The sequence below is a fragment of the Gordonia sp. PDNC005 genome (genome assembly GCF_016919385.1).
Classification (GTDB): domain Bacteria; phylum Actinomycetota; class Actinomycetes; order Mycobacteriales; family Mycobacteriaceae; genus Gordonia.
In genome coordinates this window covers 3088215-3106938 of sequence record NZ_CP070351.1, presented here as the reverse complement: position 1 = coordinate 3106938, position 18724 = coordinate 3088215, and the positions used below count along the sequence as shown (strand labels likewise).

Here is an 18724-nt window from a genome sequence, read left to right as displayed (position 1 = left end):
GTGAACTCCGGGGGCCGCAGGGATGCGGCCCCCGGACTCATGTGAGGGAGCCCATGACATCTCATCTCGCCAACTTCGTCCTCGGACTCGGCAACGGCGCCGTCTACGCGGCACTGGGTCTCGCCCTGGTGATGACCTTCAAGAGTTCCGGAGTCGTGAACTTCGCGACCGGAGCCGTCGCCCTGTACGCCGCATACACGTACGCGTTTCTGCGGAAGGGAGAACTGCTCGTTCCCGTCCCGGGTCTGGAGCCGACAGTCGACGTCGGAGACAAATGGGGTGTCGCTCCGGCGTTCATCGTGGCGGTGCTCCTCGCAGGACTCCTCGGGGTGCTCCTCTACTTGGCGGTCTTCCGGCCGATGAGGAATGCGCCGGTTCTCGCGAAGGCAGTCGCGTCGATCGGCATCATGCTGGTCCTGCAATCGTTGTTGAACATTCAGGTCGGCGAGAGTGCGCCGTCGGTGAAGCCGATCTTCCCCGAAGGGACGTTCTCGATCGGCGATGCCGTGGTGCCGACCGATCGGATGTGGCTGACCGCCGTCATCGTCGGGCTGGCGGTTGTGTCGGGCCTGGTCCTGAAGTACACGCGCTTCGGCATCGCGACGGAAGCGGCGGCCGAGTCCGAGAAGGGTGCGCTCGTCACCGGACTCTCCCCGGATCGGATCGCCGTCACCAACTGGGGACTGTCGTCGGTGACGGCGGCCGTCGGCGGTGTGGTGATCTCCCCGATCGTGCCGCTCAGCCCGATTGCGTACACGATGTTCATCGTTCCAGCTCTCGCCGCCGCACTTGTCGGGAACTTCACCAGCGTCGCCGTCACCGTCGGTGCCGGATTGGCGATCGGCATGCTCTCATCCGAAGCCGCCTACCTGCAGGTCACTGTTGACGCGATTCCGGATGCCGGTGTCGCAGAAGCTGTTCCGCTGTTGCTCATCGTGGTGTTCCTCTTGGTTCGGGGCCAGCCGATGCCGGGTCGCGGCGCGGTGATTCGCAGCGACCTCGGCCGTGCCCCTCGCCCCAACCGGATTCTGCTGCCCGCCGTCGTCGGCGGCGCCGTCATGCTGATCGCCCTGCTCTTCACCGAAGGAAGTGTGCGTCTGGCCCTGGTGGCATCGATGACCTTCGCCGTCGTCGCGATCTCCCAGGTGGTCGTGACTGGGTACGCCGGGCAGGTTTCTCTGGCGCAGCTGACCCTCGCGGGCGCGAGCGCGTTCTCACTCAGCTGGTTCACCGACGACCTCGGCGTCCCGTTCCCGGTAGCGCCCATCCTCGCTGCGCTCGTGGCGGCCGTCATCGGTGTCGTCGTCGGCCTGCCCGCGCTTCGCGTGCGGGGGCTGCCGTTGATGGTGGCGACACTCGCCTTGGCGGTGTTCCTCGAAGCGTTCTGGTTCCGCAATCCGGCGCTCAACGGCGGAATGGTAGGCGCTCCGGTCACTCCTGCATCTCTGTTCGGCATCGACCTCGGGATGGGTGTGGGCGAGGACCGACCCCGGATGGGCTTCAGTGTGTTGTGCCTGGTCGTCTTGGTGATGGTGGCCGTCGGTGTTGCGCTGCTTCGTAGGAGCAGACTCGGATCCGCGATGCTGGCGGTGCGAGCCAACGAACGGTCCGCCGCCGCCAGCGGGATCAACGTCGGTGCGACCAAGCTGATGGCGTTCGCGATCTCGTCGTTCATCGTCGGTCTCGGCGGCGCGATGATCGCTTACCAGCAGACGCTTGCAGCTGCGAGTACGTACTCCGTGTTCACGAGCATCGGTTTCTTCGCGCTTGTGTACATCGCAGGTGTCACGTCGTTGAGTGGAGGAATCCTCGCAGGGTTCCTCGCGCCGGGCGGGCTCGTCTTTTACCTTGTCGACACCTACCTTTCCATCGGCGACTACTACATGCTGATCAGTGGAGCACTGCTCGTCGTCACGGTGATCTTCAACCCCGACGGCATCGCGGGTGCGTTCCAGCGGATTCCGTTGCCGAAGCAACTCGTGACGGTACGACGCACAACGATTCCCGCGGCAGAACTGGACCCGTCGCCGGATGTGCGCGGCGTCGGAGAGATACTCCTCACCGTGACCGACGTCGGAGTCAGTTACGGCCCGGTCCAAGCCGTCGACGCAGTCTCGTTCGACGTTCGACAAGGCGAGATCGTCGGATTGATCGGACCGAACGGGGCGGGCAAGACGACACTCGTCGACGCGATCAGCGGATTCGCCGCATCGACGGGCTCAGTCACGCTCGACGGGACCGAGTTGTCCGGGATGGTGCCGCATCGCCGCGGACGGGCCGGGCTCGGCAGGACGTTTCAGGACATCGAACTGTACGACGAACTGTCCGTCGCGGAGAACGTGCTCGTCGCGGCGCCCAGGAACGGCACGGACGCCGCCATCGCGCGAACGTTGGCGCTCCTCGAGATCACCGACCTCGCAGATCGCCCGGCCGCAGATCTGTCTCAAGGACAACGACAACTCGTGTCTGTCGCGCGTGTGCTCGTCGCCTCTCCGCGTGTTGCGCTGCTCGATGAGCCGGCCGCCGGGCTGGACAGCTCGGAGAGTCGTTGGCTCGGTGAACGACTGTCGGCGGTCCGGGCGAACGGAGGATCGATGCTGCTGATCGACCACGACATGGACCTCGTTCTGTCACTGTGCGATCGGATCATCGTGCTCGACCTCGGCCAGGTGATCGCGTCCGGAACGCCGGACGAGATCCGCAACGACGAGCGTGTGGTGCAGGCATATCTGGGCGCCCCCGCCGGTGCCGACCAGGAGGCTCAGTGATGACAGTGTTGGCGTGCGACAACCTCGACTGCGGGTACTTCCAGGACAACCCGTGCGTACGGGGTGTCGACCTGACGATCGACGAAGGTCAGGTGGTTGCGCTCCTGGGGCCCAACGGCGCCGGTAAGACGACTCTCTTGGAGACACTTGCGGGTCTGGTGCCGCGGGTCGGCGGGGCGGTGTCGGTCAACGGGGCTTCGGTGAAGTCGGGAGATGCGAGGCGCGCCGTGCGGGCCGGAATGGTCCTGGTCCCCGACGATCGTGCACTCTTCAAGAACCTCACCACCGAGCAGAATCTCGCGCTCGCGATTCCGCAAAGAACCATCGGCGGACTGGTGTCGAACAGGCGGAGCGTGGCCGCGGGCCTGGCACAGACCGTGAACCGGTTCCCGGCGCTCGAGAAGCGGCTGAAAGTGAAAGCCGGGCAGCTCTCGGGCGGCGAACAGCAGATGCTCGCGATCTCCCGCGCGCTCCTGCAGCGGCCGAACGTCCTGTTGATCGATGAGTTGAGCATGGGGCTGGCACCCGTGATCGTCGAATCGATTCTCCCGGTGCTGCGTGAGGTCGCGGCGTCGGACCGCACCGCGGTGATCCTCGTCGAGCAGCACGTTCGGCTAGCGCTCGACGTGGTCGACCGAGCGCTTGTCCTCGTGCACGGCGACATCGTCATCGACGAGCCCGCGACGTTGTTGGCAGCAGATCCGGGCCGCCTCGAGAAGGCGTACCTCGGCGGCTGATCGCAACGAGCACATGCTCGCAGAGTGGCTATTCCTCCTGTTCAGCGGGCCAGTGATCAGGCGGAGGGGCCGCGGACTTCGGCGGCGAGCCGAGAGAGCAGGTTCGTGTCGGCTGAATACGGGGTGTTGAAGCCGAGACGGTCGACGTACGGGCCGTATCGTCGGAGCAGCTCCGTCGCGCCGTCTCGTGGATCGTCGACGGTGACGGCGATCGAATCGACGAGGTCGTCCGGGATCTGTCGACCCATGGCCTGCCAGTCACCCGACTTCGACATCGTGTGCAGCGTCGGGTGCAGGTCGGAGAACCCGACCGATGCGAGTATCGGCTGATACGCGGGCGTCGAGCCGTAGAAGGCGATCTGCGTCCGGACGGCTGACCGAGCTGCCGCCATGTCGTGATCCGTGTGGCCGATGATCACCATCGCCGAATGGTGGACGGCCGTGCGTTCCCGGCCCGACAACGCTGCGCCATGCGCCAACGACGGCAGAGTGGTGTCGCGCAGGAATTCCGGCGTGCACAGTGGATGGGAGAGGAAACCGTCCGCCACCTCGCCCGCGACGCGGGTCATCCGAGGCCCGACGCCTGCCAGCCACACCGGCGGTGGACCGAAACCGTCGACCTCGGACGGGTTGGGCCGAAACAGCGGCGGCATCAGCGTGTGCTCGTAGAAGTCCCCGCGATGGTCAAGCCGTCCACCGGTGGCCCACGCGTCCCAGACGGCGCGAACCGCGGTCACCATGTCGAGCATCCGGTCGGCCGGTCGGCTCCACGGCATCGAGTATCGACGGGTGATGTGCGGTCGGATCTGGGTGCCGAGACCGAGTACGAAGCGACCCTGCGAGTACGCCTGGAGATCCCATCCGAGTGTCGCCAGCAGCAGTGGATTTCGGCCGAACGCAACCGCGATCGACGTCCCGAGCGTCACCCGGTCGGTGTGTTCCGCGGCCAACAGGAGGGGAAGAAATGGGTCGTGTGCGCCTTCGAACGTCCAGACGGCGTCGTATCCGGACTTCTCCGCCTCGGCCGCGGATGCGCCCATCTCCGACAGCGGGCACGTGATTGTCGTGTCGACGAACATGGTGCGACGCTACCGGGCGTCACGGTTCAGGCCGCCGATTCGTGCCGCGGCGGCGTGAACCAGCGGGTCGCTACGCCCCCACGAGACCTGTCGTCTGAACGTGTGAATTGAACGTCGGCCCGTGATCAAGAAGTGAAGCGAACGACCAAATTCTCCCTCTGACCTGCGAAAGCGGCTGTCGACCGTTCACCCTGCCCTTTTGAAGAGTCGATTACCAACGGCGCCCCAGCTCGTGGGGTGCGCGGATGTCGAAAGCGTCCGATTTATGCCAGGAGGTTGCCGACGACCCGAGGCGTGACCGTACGTAACGTGATCTGTGTCTCTCTCGATCCATCTTCTGACTGCAAGGCCACGAGTCCTTGCGCCGGAAGCCGAGACGCGTCTCGGAGTGGGAGCAGACGACACATGAGCGTTCCGTACGACGCGGAGATCGGATGGGGCACAACGCGCGATCCCGTCGTTCACCGGATCGCACGGTCGCATCCGTGGCTCGACATCTTGAGCCGTCGGCTCCGGTTCTCCGACTTCGTCGTCGTCGCGGCAGCGGTGGCGGCGGGACATCTCGTCCGTTTCGGAGCCGATGCCGATCTGACGGCGCCCGCGGGGCTTCTCGGAACTCCGATGGTGTGGCGGGAGGTCGGTCTGGTCTTCGGGTGGACGGTGGCGCTCGGACTCGCCCAGGCGAGGGACCGGCGGGTGCTGTGCAGCGGTGCGACTGAGTACAACCGCGTGATCTCCGCGAGTTTCTGCCTGTTCGGGGCCCTCGCCATCGTCGACCTCGCATTGAACCTGTCCGTCGCTCGCGGATATCTCGCCGTCGTCTTTCCGCTCGGAACCTTGATGCTCCTGGTGTCGCGGTGGCTCTGGCGTCGTCGTGTGGCCCGCGGGCGGTCGCGTGGACGGTACCTCCAGGCTGTGCTCGTGATCGGCGATGCGACGACGGCGGCGGCTCTTGCTCGCAGGCTCCTCGACAATGCTGCGCTCGGGTACACGGTGGTCGGAGTGTGTGTGCCGTCGGCCGAGGCCGCGTTGCGCATTCGCAGTGATCGACAACTCGTCGACGCGGGAATCAGCGTGTACGCCGGTTACTCCGACGTGCACTCCGCGCTCGCCGAGACCGGAGCGGCGGTCGCTGCCGTCACTGATGCAGAGGTGCTCGGGCACGACGCGCTGCACGATCTGATGTGGGAACTCGACGACCAGGGAATCGACCTGCTGGTCGCACCCGGCCTCGCCGGTGTCGCGGGCCCCCGGATCACCGTCCGCATCGAACCCGGACTGCCTCTCCTGCACGTCGACCGCCCGCGGCACCACGCCGCGAATCGGATCATGAAGGTCGCCTTCGACAAAGCTGTCAGCCTGTGCGCGATCGTTGTCTTCGCGCCGGTCATGGTGGTGTGCGCGATCGCGATCAAACTCGACAGCCGTGGTCCGGTGTTCTATCTCGGTGAGCGGATCGGGGCGAAGAACGTTCCGTTCTACATGTGGAAGTTCCGGACGATGGTCGACGGCGCCGACAGGATGGTCGCCGACCTCGCTCAACACGACGACGGCAACGGTGTCCTGTTCAAGATCCACGACGATCCGCGGGTGACCCGCGTAGGGCGCTTTCTGCGGCGACACAGCCTCGATGAGCTTCCCCAGCTCTTCAACGTGATGAGCGGGACGATGAGCCTCGTCGGGCCACGCCCGCCGCTGCGCGACGAAGTCCAGACGTACAACCGCATGGTGGTCCGGCGTCAGCTCGTCCGGCCCGGCATCACAGGACTGTGGCAGGTGTCAGGACGCAGCGACCTCTCGTGGGAGGAATCGGCGCAACTCGACCTGTCGTATGTAGAGAACTGGTCACTGACCGGTGATCTGATCATTCTCCGCCGCACCGCACACGCGGTGCTCTCCAAGGACGGTGCGTACTGATGTCCTGCCCCGCTACCGAACCGAAAGGCCGTCATGAAGAAGGCACTGATCACCGGAATCACCGGACAGGACGGCTCATACCTCGCCGAGCTCCTGCTCGCGAAAGGCTACGAGGTTCACGGCCTGACCCGTCGGGCGTCGACCTTCAACACCGGCCGAATCGACCACCTCTACCGGGACCCACACGACCCTGACGCCAGGCTGTTCCTGCACTACGGGGACCTGAGCGACGGGGCCCGACTGGTCACGTTGATCTCGAAGATCGACCCGGACGAGGTGTACAACCTGGCGGCCCAATCGCATGTGCGAGTCAGCTTCGACGAACCCGAGCACACGGGCGACACGACCGGGATGGGATCGATCCGGCTCCTCGAAGCCGTCCGCCAGGCGGGTATCGAATGCCGGTACTACCAGGCGTCGAGCTCGGAGATGTTCGGCGCGTCGCCGCCGCCGCAGAACGAGTCGACCCTCTTCTACCCCCGGTCGCCCTACGGCGCGGCGAAGGTCTACTCCTACTGGGTCACCCGAAACTACCGAGAAGCCTACGGACTGTTCGCGGTCAACGGAATCCTGTTCAACCACGAGTCGCCACGTCGTGGCGAGACGTTTGTGACTCGCAAGATCACCCGAGCCGTCGCCAGAATCAAGGCCGGTCTCGAGGACTCGTTGTACATGGGCAATCTGGACGCGGTCCGAGACTGGGGGTATGCGCCGGAGTACGTCGAGGGCATGTGGCGGATGCTTCAGGCGGACGAACCGGACGACTACGTCCTGGCGACGGGCCGTGCCTGCTCAGTGCGGGACTTCCTGTCGGCGGCCTTCGAACACGCGGACCTCGATTGGCGCGATCACGTCGAGTTCGATGAGCGTTACCTCCGCCCGACCGAGGTCGACAGCCTGATCGGGGACGCGACACGCGCCCGGGAACACCTCGGGTGGAGCGCCACGGTCGACGCCCCGTCATTGGCACGGATCATGGTCGACGCGGACATTCGGGCGCTGGCCTGCGAAGGGCGCAAGTGGATCGACAGTCCGTCCCTGACCGCATGGGCGAGCTGATGGAGCCGCTGGGGCCGTCGACCCGGATCTACGTCGCGGGACGGCGAGGACTGGCGGGATCTGCGTTCGTCCGAGCCCTCACCGCGCGGGGGTGCCGGAGGATCGACGGCGCAACCAGCGCCGACCTCGATCTCCGCGACCGGGCGGCGACATTCGCCCACCTCGAACAGTCGGACCCGGACGTGGTGATCCTCGCGGCGGCGAGGGTCGGCGGCATCGCCGCCAATTCGTCGTACCCCGTCGACTTCCTGTCGGACAACCTGCGAATCCAGTGCAACGTGATGGACGCGGCCGCCGCTCTGCGTGTGCCACGGCTGCTGTTCCTCGGATCGTCGTGCATCTATCCGAAGTTCGCGCCCCAGCCGATCACCGAGGACGCGCTGCTGACCGGGCCGCTCGAGCCGACGAACGACGCGTACGCGATCGCCAAGATCGCCGGAATCATGCAGGTCAAGGCAGTTCGCAGGCAGTACGGACTGTCGTGGATCTCGGCCATGCCGACTAATCTCTACGGGCCGAACGACAACTTCGCCGCCGAGACCAGTCACCTGTTGCCTGCGTTGATCAGACGGTACGAGCATGCCGTCGCCTGCGGTGCCGGGTCGGTGACGAACTGGGGGACGGGAAGACCGCGGCGCGAGATGATGCACGTAGACGACATGGCCGATGCTTGTTTGACGCTCCTCGACGCGTACGACGGCGACGAGCACGTCAACGTGGGCACCGGAGTCGACCACACGATCGCGGAGATCGCCGGACTCGTCGCCGACCGCTCGGGTTTCAACGGCGAAGTCCACTGGGACACCGACCGGTCCGACGGGACTCCGCGCAAGGTTCTCGACGTGTCGAGGCTGGCGTCGCTCGGATGGTCTGCGCGCATCCCCCTGGCCGACGGTATCGCAGAGACCATCGACTGGTTTCGGGCGCAGTCAGGGGCGCTGCGTGAGTGAATCGACCCGAATCGTCGTCGGACTCAGGACCACCGAGCCCGGCGCGACGTTGTGCTCCGCCGTCGCCGCGGCCCCGATGACCGCCCGGCGTCCGATGTGGACGGGCCCCACCACGGTGGCGCGCAACGCGATCCACGCGCCGTCGTCGATCACCATCGGTTCGCCCGTCGCGGCGTGCGTGATCAGAGACGCCGACTGCGACAGCACGACGTTGGAGCCGATCCGCACATCGCCCTCGCTGTTGGCGACTGTCACGTTCTCGCCGATCCACGAATCCGCGCCGATGCGCAGGCGGTCCGGTGCGTGCACCCGGACCCGTGGCCGGATGAGCACACCTCGCTCGATCTGCGCGCCGAACGCTCGCAGCGCCGCCACTCGCACTCGGTTCGGGACAAACGCCAACGCCGTGAGACGCGACACCGAGGGCCAGGCGAGTGATGAGTAGCGGTTCACCCCTTCGACGGTATCCGAGTGCCGCGGCGGCGACGAGAGTTCGGCGAGTGGACATCGTCGCGATCAACTACGCGCCGGAGGTCACCGGCATCGGGCCCTACACGACGGACCTCGCACAAAGACTCGCCGCAGCCGGGTGGGATGTCCGAGTGGTCACGGGGCGTCCTCACTACCCGCAGTGGCGACCGATGGAACTGCCGTCGGTGGCCGACGACGGTGTGCAGGTCGAACGGGTTCGGCACAGCATCCCGGCGACGCCGAGCATGGCGGGCCGGGTGCGAATGGAGCTCGAGTTCGGAGTCCGTGCACTGCAGCGTGGCGTCCGATCGGACGCGGTTGTGGTGATCGCCAGTCCGCCGTTGATCGCCGTCGGGCTGATCGTCGCCGCCATGCGGTTCCGGCGGCAGGCCACCCCGGTCGGGATGTGGGTTCAGGACCTCTACTCCCAGGCCGTCGTCGAGGCGGCCGGCCGCCGCGGGCTCACGGTTAAGGCCGTTCGTGCTCTCGAATCGTCGGTGCTCCGGTCGGTGGATTCGGTCGCCGTGGTGCACGAGAGGTTCACGCGGACCGTGGTCGACGAGCATCGGGTCGACGCACGTCGTGTCGTGGAAATGCGGAACTGGAACCAGTCTCGGCCACCTGCCCGGGGCGATCAGCAAGCCGCGCGAGCGCGCCTGCGTATCCCGTCGTCGACGGTCGTCGCGGTCCACGCCGGAAACATGGGTGTCAAACAGGGCCTGGAGACGGTCGTCGCCGCTGCTCGTATGGCCGAGAGCGCGGCGCTGGGCGTTCAGTTCTACCTGGTGGGAGACGGCAACCAGAGGCGTGCGCTCGAATGCGCGGCTCTCGGCTGCGGCGCCGTGACGTTCGTCGACCCGCTGCCCGACGACGAGTTCCACCTCATGTTGGCGGCCGCCGACGTGCTGATCGTCAATGAGAAACCCGGCGTCGCCGAGATGAGCATTCCGTCGAAGCTCACCACCTACTTCGGCGCGGGGCGTCCGGTGGTCGCGGCGGTCGAGCGCGGGGGTATCACCGCGGGCGAAGTGGAGCGGTCGGGTGCAGGCGTCGTCGTCGCCGCGGGAGACGGGTGCGCGCTGCTCGACGCAGTCGTCTCGGTCGCGGCCGACCCACGGCGCGCTGCGCTGCTCGGCGATGCGGGTGTCAGATACGCCCGCGAGGAACTGTCGGCCGAGGCGGCGGTCGAGCGTTTCCAATCTTGGCTGGCGGCGCTGGCGGACGACGGACTCGATGCACCGTCCTTCGGGGAGGAACTCGACGACGATCGGCGTCTGGCCGACTACGTCGTCGACAAGCGCGACCGTGGACGAAACCGCGTGTGGATGGTTCTGTGGATCGCTGCCGCAGCGGTCCTGCGCAGCGGTGTCGGTGGATCAGCGGCGAGGCGCGCGGTGCTCCGGGCGTTCGGTGCGGCAATCGCCGAGGACGCCAGGATTCACCGGTCGTTCCGTGTGCACTTCCCGTGGAAGCTGACCGTCGGAGCGAGGAGTGCCATCGGCCGAGACGTCTGGGTGATCGATCCCGAACCCGTGACGATCGGATCCGACTGCACGATCGGTGACGAGGTCGTCATCTGCTCCGGCGGTCACGATCACCGGTCGCCGACATTCGACCGGACCAGCGAACCGGTGTGGATCGGTTCAGCCTGCTCGATCGGCGACGGCGCGATCCTCCTGAAGGGAGTGCGGCTCGGTGACGGAGTCCAGGTGCCCGCGGGTGCGGTGATCACATGAGGATCCTGCAGGTGGTGACCCTGCTCGCGCCCGGCGGCGAGTACGGCGGCCCCGCGACTGTTGCGGTCAATCAGGTCCGGGCGCTCGTGGAACTCGGACACGATGTGACCCTGGTGGCCGGTGTGCGCGGCGGATACCGGCCACCGGCGGTCGTGGGCGTCGACCTGCGGACGTTCCCCGTGACGACGTTGGGGCCGGGTCGCTCGTTCACCCGGATCTGCGCGCCGACGATGCTCCGCTGGCTGGCCGCACACGGTGGGGAGTTCGACGTCGCGCACGTCCACATGGGCCGCGACCTCGTGTCGGGGCCGGCCGCGCGAATACTGGTGGGGCGTGTCGCGACACATGTGCAGACCCACGGCATGGTGAAACCGAAGAACTCGCCCGTGCACCGCGTGCTCGACGCTGTGATCACGCGGCCGGTACTGCACAACGCCCGCACGGTGTTCTGCCTCAATGCCGCTGAACGTTCCACTCTGTGCGCAGCCGTCGGCGACGATCCGACGTTCCGCCGGCTCACCAACGGCGTGCCCGAGGTCGAGGAGACAGACCGTTCGACGTTCACGCCGCCCGAGGTCCTCTTCTTGGCACGACTGCACGAGCGCAAGCGGCCCGCAGCGTTCGTCGAGGCCGCACTCGACCTGGCGAGGGATCACCGTGCGAGCTTCACCGTCGTCGGACCGGACGAAGGGGAGGCCTCGGTTGTCGACGGGCTTCTCGACGCGGCTCGTGCCGACGGGGTCGACCGCGTTGGCACCGTGTCCCGGGAACCCGCCGTTGATGCCGTCGACGTCCTCGACCGGATGTCGCGTGCCGAGGTCTACGTCCTTCCCGCGCGGCGTGAGCCGCTCGGCGTCTCCGTACTCGAAGCCATGTCGGTCGGCGTGCCGGTGATCGTCACCGACAGCTGCGGCGCGGCGCGGGTGATCGCCGAGGCCGACGCGGGCACGGTCGTCGACGAGGATCTGACGACGCTGACCTCGGCGATCGCCGAGATGCTCGATGACTTGGAGCTGGCGCGCGATCGAGGGCGCAGGGCACGCCGCGCGGTCGTCGAGTTCTGGGGCGCGCGGACCGTCGCACAGCGTCTCGCGGACCGATACGCGGGCGATGAGATCAACGACGAGGAGTGGACATGAACGAGCCGCAGGACGTCACCGTCTCGGTGCTGGTCCCGTCGTACAACCCCGGCCCCTATCTGGCCGAAGCGCTCGCGTCGGCCTTGGCCGAGCTCGGTCCGGCTGACGAGATCGTCGTGCAAGACGCGTGCTCGACCGACGGCAGTCGAGACCTGCTGGACGAGCTGGCGGCTTCCGACTCCCGCGTGCGACCGGTGTTCGAGAAGGACGGCGGACAGTCCGACGCCCTCAATCGGGCCCTCGGGCGCGCGGTCGGCGACTGGATCGTGTGGCTCAACGCCGACGACGTGCTGTCGCCCGGTGCCCTGGACGCCGTTCGGACGGCAGTCGCAGAGCACCCCGACGTCGACGTCGTCACCGGGGACCATCGGTTGATCAGAGCGAACGGCGAGACGATCGACGACTTCCACGGCCGCCCGATCGAGCTCACCACGCTGCTGCGCAGATCGACGTGCGCGTCATTCTCCGGTTCGGTGGCCATCCGCTCAGAATTCCTACGCGACCTCGGCGGCTTCGACGACACCTTGCACGCCACGATGGACTACGAACTCCAGTTCCGGATCGCGGAGGCGCAGCCGCGGCAAGTGGCCGTGCGAGCGCAGATCGGAGCCCTGCGACTGCACGACGGATCGAAGACCGCCACCCTGTGGCGCACGTTCATCACCGAAGCGCACGGGTTGCGGATGCGATACGCGAACTCGCCGCGTGAGCGTCTTCTCGGAGTTGTCGGCACAGGCGAACAAGCTGCATCGTTCGTGGTGTTCGGCCTCCGCCAGACTCGGGGGTATCGCATTCTGCGGAGCAAGATCAGCGGGATCGGTTCAGGTCATAGCAGCGATGGCTGACCACGCTCGAGGACGACGGATACTTCGCGACGCGACACTGCGTATCAGTGCGCGCGCCGCAGGCTCGGTGATCCTCGGCGTGACGCTTCTCCTGTTGGCGAACACCATGTCCGTCGACGACTTCGGCCGTTTCATCCTCGCCTACACGGTGGGCATGGCCGTCGGCCTCGTCGCTGGGTTGGGCGCGCCGATGCGTGTACTGCGCGTCAACGCGCTCAACAACCCGGACGGCGCAGCTTCGTGGCAGTTCACGGTCCACACGGCGGCGACCGCGGTGGCGTTCGGAATCGCGTTGGTCGGGCTCACACTGTCGGGCGCTGTGGCTGTGCTCGTGGCGGGGGCCGTGTTCGCGTACAGCGACACGGTGCAGAACTATGCGCAGTCGCACTTGGCCGGGCTGGGGCGTCACTCGTCCGCGAGTGCGCTCGGCATTGCGCAGCGAGCCGTCCCACTCGCCGCGATCATCGCCGCACATCAGGCCGGCACATCGTCCACGCCCGCCGTCTTGATCGTCGCCTTCGCCGCGACGGCCGTCCTCGGTCTGGCTGCGCCGGTGCAACACGCCCGAGGGCGCGCACGGCGAGTCGGCCGCGCCTCCGAGGTGGGCGGTGGGTACTGGACCCTGTCTATGTCGGGGGTGCTCGCCCAACTCCAGGTGCCTGCGTTCGCGGTCTTCGCAACGGCGACGACGGTGGGCTGGTTTGCGCTCGCAACCCGTGTCACCGGGCCGTTGACACTCGTCGCAGCGGCGATGTCGACGGTCCTGATCCCCGAACTCTCTCGCCGCGTGGGCGACACCGACGACTTCGACCGCATCTTCCGCCGCTATCTCGCGGTGACAGTCGGGTATCTCGTCATCGTCGTCCTCGGCGCGATCCCCGGAGCCTGGTTGGTCGTCCGGGTGGTCGGCGACAAGTACTCGCCTGCACAGTCGATGCTCGCCGGGCTCATCGTCGCCGCAGGTGTGTCGTCGGTGTCGCAGTCGGTCAGCGCGTCGTACATCGCCCGTGGACGTCCGGGACGGGTCACGGCTGCGATCGTGATCGGAGGCAGCGTCACCATCGTGTTGTTGGCGGTGTGCGGGCACGCCGACGCGACCGGCCTCGTGTGGGCTGCACCCGTCGCGGGTCAGGCCGCTGTTCTCGCGGTCCTGGTCGACGGACTGCGGGAGCGGCCGCTGGCGGCGCGTGTCACCGCGAACCTCGAACGCGTCGCGCTGGTCGGTGCAGCCGTGGTGGCGGCGCTCATCGCAGTCGCCGTCCCCATAGTCGACCGCCCTGCGTCCACCAGTGGCATAGCTCCTGCCGCGCACCTGATCACGACCCCGGCAGACGGACCGGCGGTTCGAATCCTGCTGGTCGGCGACTCCCTGGTCGAGGGGACGGTGTTCGGCGGACGCGGCGACAACAATTGGACCCGCATCGCGCAGGCGCGGCTGGCGAGACGATCACCCGCGGCCTGCCCGGTTGTCCTTCGGGTGTCCGGCCGCGGTGGTGCAGGCTACGTGACTTCCGGCCTCCGACACACGACCTTCCTCGATCAGGTGCGAGCACAGATGACCGATGACGTCTCTGTTCTGGTTCTCGCAGGCAGCAACAACGACTCGTCGCCCGCGTACCGGAACGGTGCGAACTATCGGATTCACGTGAAACACGTGATCGCCGCGGCCCGCGCCGTGAATCCGCGAGTCCAGATCGTGATCACCTCGGCGTTGCGTGTGCCGGGCGCGCGCCGCCCGCCAGGTGCCGGGGCAGTCCGAGCGTCCTTGCAGAAGGTCGCCGCCGTCGAGAAGGTGACATTCGTCGATCCGAACACATTGAATTGGTTCGCTCGCGGCACCGTCGCCACCGTGCTGGGCGGAGACGGCAGGCATCCGACCGATCTGGGACACCAGATGATCGCCGACGGCATGGCGCCGATCCTCGCGTCGGCTGCTCGATCGGGGAAGTGCACGACATGACTCGGGTGGTGAGCAGCAGAATCGGCGCCACGGTCGTCGCCGCGGTCGCGGTGATCGTCGTGCTGGCCGGGGCGACGGCAACTGTGATCGCGCAGAGCGGCGTCTACCAGGCGACCTCGCGCGCGGTGCTCCTCGCCTCGCCGATGAAGGGCCGACCGAACATCGGATACGACGCCGGGGTCCCCGCGATGTTCTCGGTCGCGATCGAGTCGTACGCGGTGCTGGTTTACAGCGAGAGCTTCCTGCGTCGCGTCATCGATCGGCAGCACTTGGATCTGACCAGCGACCGGCTTCGGGCCGCGATCCGGGTGACGTCGCCGCATACGACGACAATCGTCGACTTCGAGGTGCGGACCGACGACCCGGACGTCTCGACGAGGGCGGCGACCGCCGTCGCAGAAGAGTTCGCGGTGGTGGTTCCCGAACTGGAAGCGCCGACACCGATCACCGTTCATGTGATCGACGCGGCGCCTGCGACGGCGGCTTTCGACCGCTCGATTCAGCGAACCGGAGCGTTGTCGATCATCGCCGCGGTGACCGCGGTCGGGATCACCCTGTACCTCCGACGTCGCGCCGCGGCGTCGTCGTATGTCCGTCGGGGACCGGAACCGATTGGAGAGACACCATGACGCGTTCGACGTCGAGTCGACCGAACACCTTCATCAGCCTGGTGGCGTGGTTGCTGCCGCACACCCCGATCAAGGTCTGGCTGTTGCGCAGACTCGGGCACACGATCTCCGACACCGCCAGAATCGGACCCAACCTGGTGCTGGGGTGCGGAACCTTCACGGTCGGTGCGGGGTCGATCGTGTCCCCGTTCAACGTGTTCCGCAGTGCCTCGCGCATCGAGATCGGCGACGGCGTGTTCATCGGAAGGCTCAACCAGGTCACGGCGGCCCCGGCGTACCAGGAGTTCAGCGACCGGTGCGGCGTCCTGGTGATGGGTGACGAGTCGATCATCACCAATCGCCACTACTTCGACGTGTCGGGGCGGATCGAGCTCGACCGACGCGCCGGAATCGGCGGCATCCGCACCGTCATGCAATCCCATGAGATCGACATCGTCGCCAATGAGACGACGGTCGGCATCGTGCGCATCGGCGAGAACGCCATGCTCGCCACTGCGTGCCTGGTCTTGAAAGACGCTCGCGTCCCCGCCTACTCGATCGTTGCCGCAGGGTCGACGGTCACCGCGGCACGTCCCGACGAGGAACTGCCGCAGGGACTGTACGCCGGCTCGCCCGCACGCTGGCGCAAGGACCTTCCCGACTGCAGTTGGTGGCATCGGGACGGTTTCTTCACACCGGTTCGGGAGGTGCGCGACCTGTGACTTCTGCGCGCGGAACGACGGCGGCCGTCGTGACGATCGGTGCCCTCGTGCTGTCCGGGTGCTCATCCAACCCGGATCCGGCGGACGGGACGTCGACACACTCCGTGGTCCCGACGTCGCACGCCCCCGCCGCTGCCGGCACCGCACAGGTGCACGTCCGCTTCGACGATCCGTCGACCCCGCTGCGGGGTTTCACCGTGATCGACCGCGGACGTAACGGGGTACCGAGCTTTCGAGTGCACGACGGGCTCCTCGTCCACGGAGCGCCCGAGGCGCCGGGGGCCGCGCTCTACACGTCGACGTCGGTGGCCGCCGATGCAGTCACCCGCATCGGCGCCACCGTCCGCTTCCCCGACGGGGGAACATCCGGGGCGATCGCGCTGCTGGTCGGCGCGCACCCGGTGCCGAAGTCGGAGGACGATCCGGCACCGAGCGCAGCCGTCCATTTCGTCGCCGACCCGGACGGGTGGAGCTATGCCGTCTGGCCGGAGGGCACTCGTGCACAGGACGTGCTGGCGCGGGGACGGTATCGGTCGCCGATCGAGAAGTCGAGTGCACGGTTCGAGGTGCAACTCGTCGGCTCGACCGTGACCGTGCTGCTCCCGGACGACACCGCGGTCACGCTCACCGACCCACGGATCGGTACGTACCGCGGACCCGTCGCGACCTGGGAGCTCTACGAGGCGACCCCCGACCTGAAGCCCGCAGCATTCGCGGAACTCTGGGCGGGCTGATGGGATCGTCGGCGGTTCTCGCGGTGGCGGCGGTTGCGCTCCTCATCGGATGCTGGGACCGTGGCCTGCTCGCGCGTCTCGACACGACGACTGGCCTGTGGGTCGGGTCGGTCACGGGGTGGCCGATCGTGGTCATCTACGCGATAGCGCCCCTGCTGTGGTCCGACGCGCCGTCTGCGGGATCGAAGTTCACGGTGCTGCTGTATGCGCCCGCGGTGCTCTGCAGTCTCGCTGCCGTCGGCCGTGCTCTCGCCAGGGACCGGCTGGTCGTCGATCCCGCGGCGGCCATGCTCGCCTCCCTGTTTGTCGGGGCGGGCGTCGCCATGGTCATCGACTCGTCCGACAAGCATCTGAACCTGATCATCGCAGTCCTGATCTTCGCGGGGTTTGTGCTCCGGACGTCCGACGTGTCGTTGGCGCAGGTCGGCGACGCGGCTCGAGTCGCGTTGGTCGGGTCGGTCGTCTGTGTCCTCGCATCGGTCACGTTCAACGCCTCCGCAGTCGTGGGGGATTGTCGCATCGACAAGTGCACCGACATCGGGGCCGCGTTGACCTCGCCGTTCGCGGGCAACGGCAACCTCGCCGGGATCATGGTCACCGCATTGCTGCCGTTCGTCGCCTACCGAGCAGAGCCCCTCCGGGTGATCGCCCTCGTAGTCGGAGTCGGGGCGGTCGGGCTCTTGGCGGGAAGTCGTACCGCGTTCATCGGAATCGGCGTGGCTTGCGCGGGTTCGCTCCTGCTGTCGACGGATCCGCATCGCCGTCTACGTGATGTCGGGCTCGGTGTGCTGTTCCTGGGTTCGCTCGTGTTCTCGTTCTTCCCGCTCTACGCCGGCTACTCGGAGACGGACTTCAGCCTGCGGGGGTACCTGTGGAACGAGGCACGGCGGCTCATTCCCGATCAGCTGATGTTCGGGTACAACCCCGCGTACTGGGTGGACTCCGGGCGGTCGACCCTCTTCACCGCGAACTACTCCCCACACAACGGCTGGTTCGAGATTCTGCTGTCGACCGGTGTGTGGGGCGCGGTCGTCATCGTCGTCGCCGCTGTTGTGAAGACCCTGTCGGTCACCCACCGGGAGCGGGGGTGGCTGGTCGTGTACTTCGCCACGATCCTCTGCATCTCGTCGATGGAGGCCGTTTATGTCCCGTACTTCCTCGGCATTGCGCCGTTCGCCGCGATCCTCCCGTTCTTCGTCTACCGAGGTGCGCGTGTCCGCGCGCCTCACGTCAAGGAGCCCGTATGAAGCTCGTGTCGCTGATCGCTCAGCGCTGGATGATCATCGTCGCCTGCATCGTTCTCGGTGTCGGGGGAGCGGTCGGCTACTCACTGATGCAGCCTCGCATGTACTCGGCGACCGTCCGTCTGTACGTGGTGTCCGGGACCGCGGATCTCCTTGAGGCCTATCAGGGAACGCAGGCCGCGCAGACAAGTGTCCGCAGCTTCGCGACTCTGGCGAGCGATCCGTCCGTTGTCAGTCGTGCCATCGACGCGGCAGGGGTGGCGACGTCGACGGCCGCGGTGATCGCCGACATGACGGTGAGCGTGCCGCCGCAGACGGTGGTCATGGACATCACCATCCGTACCGAGAACGCCACCGATGCGCCGAAGTTGGCGCTGGCCGTCGCGCAGGATCTGACCGGGCTCGTCGACAAACTCGAGGCGCCCCAGGCGGGTGGACCGGGCGCGCTGCGTTTGCAGATCGTCGATCCGAGCACTCAGGGCGCAGTCCGCGATCCGCTCGTCGACCCGGTTACCGGCGGTGCGGGTGCCGTACTAGGTGCGATTGTCGGAGTTCTTGCAGCTCTTGCCCTACAACGGCGTCGTCGTTCGGCTGCCGAATCGCGTGGGGCGGAGGACACTGAGGATCGACCGGCCGCGGGCGAGGCGACCGCGTCGTCGACGTCGGACGGCACCGCTGACACCGAACAGTTCCCGGTGGTGACGCCGCCGACGACTGCGTCGACCGCGCGCCATCACCGAAGAGATGGGACGTAA

General features: G+C 67.1%; 16 protein-coding genes. 14 read left to right on the top strand and 2 right to left on the bottom strand.

Annotation, left to right across the window (positions count from 1 at the left end; genetic code table 11):
* Positions 1-53: 53 nt before the first annotated feature.
* Positions 54-2768, top strand: coding sequence for a branched-chain amino acid ABC transporter permease/ATP-binding protein (locus JVX90_RS14865; protein ID WP_205329486.1), 2715 nt, complete (start codon positions 54-56; stop codon positions 2766-2768).
* The gene (locus tag JVX90_RS14860) at positions 2768-3505 is read left to right on the top strand and encodes an ABC transporter ATP-binding protein (RefSeq protein WP_205329485.1); all 738 of its coding nucleotides are present in this window, start codon (positions 2768-2770) and stop codon (positions 3503-3505) included. Before JVX90_RS14865 ends, JVX90_RS14860 begins: the two co-directional genes overlap by 1 nt.
* A 56-nt stretch (positions 3506-3561) precedes the next feature.
* On the opposite strand, the gene JVX90_RS14855 is transcribed toward JVX90_RS14860, so the two are convergent.
* Positions 3562-4584, bottom strand: a complete 1023-nt coding sequence (locus tag JVX90_RS14855) for a TIGR03617 family F420-dependent LLM class oxidoreductase (RefSeq protein WP_205329484.1) — start codon at positions 4582-4584, stop codon at positions 3562-3564.
* A 405-nt stretch (positions 4585-4989) separates the two neighbouring features.
* On the opposite strand from JVX90_RS14855, the gene JVX90_RS14850 reads away from it, so the two are divergent.
* The 3 genes from JVX90_RS14850 to JVX90_RS14840 are packed head-to-tail and all read left to right on the top strand — an operon-like array spanning position 4990 to position 8510.
* Positions 4990-6501, top strand: a complete 1512-nt coding sequence (locus JVX90_RS14850; protein ID WP_205329483.1) for a sugar transferase — start codon at positions 4990-4992, stop codon at positions 6499-6501.
* A gap of 33 nt (positions 6502-6534) precedes the next feature.
* Positions 6535-7560, top strand: coding sequence for a GDP-mannose 4,6-dehydratase (gene gmd, locus JVX90_RS14845; RefSeq protein ID WP_205329482.1), 1026 nt, complete (start codon positions 6535-6537; stop codon positions 7558-7560).
* A complete protein-coding gene (locus JVX90_RS14840) occupies positions 7548-8510 on the top strand; it encodes a GDP-L-fucose synthase (RefSeq protein WP_205332439.1) in 963 nt (320 codons plus the stop codon). Before gmd ends, JVX90_RS14840 begins: the two co-directional genes overlap by 13 nt.
* Here JVX90_RS14840 and JVX90_RS14835 read toward each other — a convergent pair.
* Positions 8490-8963, bottom strand: a complete 474-nt coding sequence (locus JVX90_RS14835; protein ID WP_205329481.1) for an acetyltransferase — start codon at positions 8961-8963, stop codon at positions 8490-8492. The genes JVX90_RS14840 and JVX90_RS14835 overlap by 21 nt on opposite strands.
* Before the next feature lie 47 nt (positions 8964-9010).
* On the opposite strand from JVX90_RS14835, the gene JVX90_RS14830 reads away from it, so the two are divergent.
* From JVX90_RS14830 to JVX90_RS14785, 9 genes are read left to right on the top strand one after another with little or no spacing between them, the layout of a single operon-like run.
* Positions 9011-10717 carry a glycosyltransferase gene (locus JVX90_RS14830; RefSeq protein WP_240193916.1) on the top strand — a complete coding sequence of 569 codons (1707 nt, stop codon included), beginning with the start codon at positions 9011-9013 and terminating at the stop codon, positions 10715-10717.
* A complete protein-coding gene (locus JVX90_RS14820) occupies positions 10714-11856 on the top strand; it encodes a glycosyltransferase (protein ID WP_205329480.1) in 1143 nt (380 codons plus the stop codon). The genes JVX90_RS14830 and JVX90_RS14820 overlap by 4 nt, the downstream gene beginning before the upstream one ends.
* Entirely contained in the window at positions 11853-12701 is an 849-nt protein-coding gene (locus JVX90_RS14815; protein ID WP_205329479.1) for a glycosyltransferase, read from the top strand. The genes JVX90_RS14820 and JVX90_RS14815 overlap by 4 nt, the downstream gene beginning before the upstream one ends.
* A complete protein-coding gene (locus tag JVX90_RS14810; protein WP_205329478.1) occupies positions 12694-14661 on the top strand; it encodes a GDSL-type esterase/lipase family protein in 1968 nt (655 codons plus the stop codon). Before JVX90_RS14815 ends, JVX90_RS14810 begins: the two co-directional genes overlap by 8 nt.
* A gap of 8 nt (positions 14662-14669) precedes the next feature.
* On the top strand, positions 14670-15290 hold the full coding sequence (locus tag JVX90_RS14805; RefSeq protein WP_205329477.1) for a hypothetical protein: 621 nt from the start codon (positions 14670-14672) through the stop codon (positions 15288-15290).
* Positions 15287-15991 (top strand): hypothetical protein, encoded by a 705-nt coding sequence (locus JVX90_RS14800; RefSeq protein WP_205329476.1) that lies wholly within the window; start codon positions 15287-15289, stop codon positions 15989-15991. The genes JVX90_RS14805 and JVX90_RS14800 overlap by 4 nt, the downstream gene beginning before the upstream one ends.
* The gene (locus JVX90_RS14795) at positions 15988-16725 is read left to right on the top strand and encodes a hypothetical protein (protein WP_205329475.1); all 738 of its coding nucleotides are present in this window, start codon (positions 15988-15990) and stop codon (positions 16723-16725) included. Before JVX90_RS14800 ends, JVX90_RS14795 begins: the two co-directional genes overlap by 4 nt.
* Positions 16725-17972, top strand: a complete 1248-nt coding sequence (locus tag JVX90_RS14790; RefSeq protein ID WP_205329474.1) for an O-antigen ligase family protein — start codon at positions 16725-16727, stop codon at positions 17970-17972. The genes JVX90_RS14795 and JVX90_RS14790 overlap by 1 nt, the downstream gene beginning before the upstream one ends.
* The gene (locus tag JVX90_RS14785; RefSeq protein WP_205329473.1) at positions 17969-18724 is read left to right on the top strand and encodes a Wzz/FepE/Etk N-terminal domain-containing protein; all 756 of its coding nucleotides are present in this window, start codon (positions 17969-17971) and stop codon (positions 18722-18724) included. The genes JVX90_RS14790 and JVX90_RS14785 overlap by 4 nt, the downstream gene beginning before the upstream one ends.

Bases quoted from the DNA above. Each gene is read 5' to 3' on its own strand.
- JVX90_RS14865 (WP_205329486.1), top strand. From the start codon at position 54: ATGACATCTCATCTCGCCAACTTCGTCCTCGGACTCGGCAACGGCGCC.
- JVX90_RS14860 (WP_205329485.1), top strand. From the start codon at position 2,768: ATGACAGTGTTGGCGTGCGACAACCTCGACTGCGGGTACTTCCAGGAC.
- JVX90_RS14855 (WP_205329484.1), bottom strand. From the start codon at position 4,584: ATGTTCGTCGACACGACAATCACGTGCCCGCTGTCGGAGATGGGCGCA.
- JVX90_RS14850 (WP_205329483.1), top strand. From the start codon at position 4,990: ATGAGCGTTCCGTACGACGCGGAGATCGGATGGGGCACAACGCGCGAT.
- gmd (WP_205329482.1), top strand. From the start codon at position 6,535: ATGAAGAAGGCACTGATCACCGGAATCACCGGACAGGACGGCTCATAC.
- JVX90_RS14840 (WP_205332439.1), top strand. From the start codon at position 7,548: ATGGGCGAGCTGATGGAGCCGCTGGGGCCGTCGACCCGGATCTACGTC.
- JVX90_RS14820 (WP_205329480.1), top strand. From the start codon at position 10,714: ATGAGGATCCTGCAGGTGGTGACCCTGCTCGCGCCCGGCGGCGAGTAC.
- JVX90_RS14815 (WP_205329479.1), top strand. From the start codon at position 11,853: ATGAACGAGCCGCAGGACGTCACCGTCTCGGTGCTGGTCCCGTCGTAC.
- JVX90_RS14810 (WP_205329478.1), top strand. From the start codon at position 12,694: ATGGCTGACCACGCTCGAGGACGACGGATACTTCGCGACGCGACACTG.
- JVX90_RS14800 (WP_205329476.1), top strand. From the start codon at position 15,287: ATGACGCGTTCGACGTCGAGTCGACCGAACACCTTCATCAGCCTGGTG.
- JVX90_RS14790 (WP_205329474.1), top strand. From the start codon at position 16,725: ATGGGATCGTCGGCGGTTCTCGCGGTGGCGGCGGTTGCGCTCCTCATC.
- JVX90_RS14785 (WP_205329473.1), top strand. From the start codon at position 17,969: ATGAAGCTCGTGTCGCTGATCGCTCAGCGCTGGATGATCATCGTCGCC.